Source organism: Streptomyces smaragdinus (assembly GCF_009604385.1).
Taxonomy (GTDB): domain Bacteria; phylum Actinomycetota; class Actinomycetes; order Streptomycetales; family Streptomycetaceae; genus Streptomyces; species Streptomyces smaragdinus.
On the sequence record NZ_WEGJ01000098.1, the window covers coordinates 1 to 1,425 of the forward strand.

The following is a 1,425-nucleotide window of genomic DNA, read 5'->3' on the forward strand; positions in this document are numbered from 1 at the left end:
GGGAATGTCTTGAGTTTTGTGTATGCCCTTTCTTTGACGTCTTGGGGGTTTAGTTCTAGTTGGTCACTCGTTCGTGGCGAGGGGTAGTCCGTCGAGGTCGATTCGGTCGCCGTAGAAGCCGACGAGGACGTTGATGGCGGCCTTCCAGTTGTGGGTTCTCCCGGTCGGGTTCGGCCGGTTGGGCTCGCGGTGCCGGATGACCAGATAGAGCACCTTCAACGCCGCTTCTTCGCTGGGGAAATGACCCCGGCGCCGGCTGGCCTGCCGGAAGCGGGAATTGAGACTCTCGATCATGTTCGTGGTGTAGACGATTTTGCGGACACCGGGCGGGAACTTCAGGAACTCCGCAAAGTGCACCCAGTTCTTGCGCCACAGCCCGGTCATTGCCGGATACGGCCTTTCCCACTTCTCCTCGAACTCGGCGAACAGTGCCTTCGCCGCATCCTCCGTCGGCGCGGTGTAGATCTGGCGGAGTTCCTTGGTGATGGCCGGCCAGTGCGCCCTGGACGTATACCGCAGCGAATTTCGCACCATGTGGACGACGCAGAGCTGTACATCGGTCTGAGGCCAGATCGCGGTCAGTGAATCCGGCAGCCCCTTCAGCCCGTCGCAGCACGAGATCAGAACGTCCTGGACGCCGCGATTACGCAGCTCCGTCAGCCACGTCATCCACTGCTTGGCCCTCTCGCCACCGGTACCTACCCACATTCCCAGGACATCACGCTCGCCCTCGAGATTAATTCCGACAGCGATATACACAGGGCGGTTGGACACTGCGCCGTCCCGGATTTTCAGAACGATCGCGTCGATCATCAGGACCGCATAGATCTTGTCCAGCGGCCGGTTCCGCCAGGCGTCGACCTCGTCCTTGATCTTGTCCGTGGCCCGGGAAATCAGCCCGCGCGACACGTCCATGTCGTAGATCTCCGCCAGATGCTGCTGGATCTCCCCCGTCGTCAGCCCCTTCGCATACAGCGACAGAACTGCCTCGTCGAACCCGGCGATCCGCCGCTGGTGCTTCGCCACGATCTGCGGCTCGAACGACCCGTCCCGATCCCGTGGAACATCGATGTCGACCTCGCCGATTTCCGTCCGCAGCCTCTTACGCGTCGTCCCGTTCCGCGAGTTCGCCACCCCGCGGCCGGCCGGATCCCCTTTCTCGTAGCCGAGATGCTCACTCATCTCCGCCTCGAGAGCTCCTTCGAGAACACGCTTCAACAACCCCTTGAACAGGCTGTTCTCCCCGACCAGACTCACGCCCTCCGCGCGAGCTCGATCGACCAGCTCCTGCGCGAACTCCGCGTCCTTCTCCTGCTGCTGCATCAACTCGGCTCCCGTGCGTACGATGTCCGAACTGTTGTGGGAGCCACGTGCCTTGCCCATGATGATCCTTCCCGGCACCAGTCACTCTGATGCCAACCGGTC

General features: G+C 62.0%; 1 protein-coding gene. It reads right to left on the reverse strand.

Going from position 1 to position 1,425, the window contains the following annotated elements; genetic code table 11:
- Window positions 1-63 precede the first annotated feature (63 nt).
- Entirely contained in the window at window positions 64-1,323 is a 1,260-nt protein-coding gene (locus tag SRB5_RS35730) for an IS256 family transposase (protein WP_153458028.1), read from the reverse strand.
- Window positions 1,324-1,425 lie beyond the last annotated feature (102 nt).

Bases quoted from the DNA above. Each gene is read 5' to 3' on its own strand.
- SRB5_RS35730 (WP_153458028.1), bottom strand. From the start codon at position 1,323: ATGCAGCAGCAGGAGAAGGACGCGGAGTTCGCGCAGGAGCTGGTCGAT.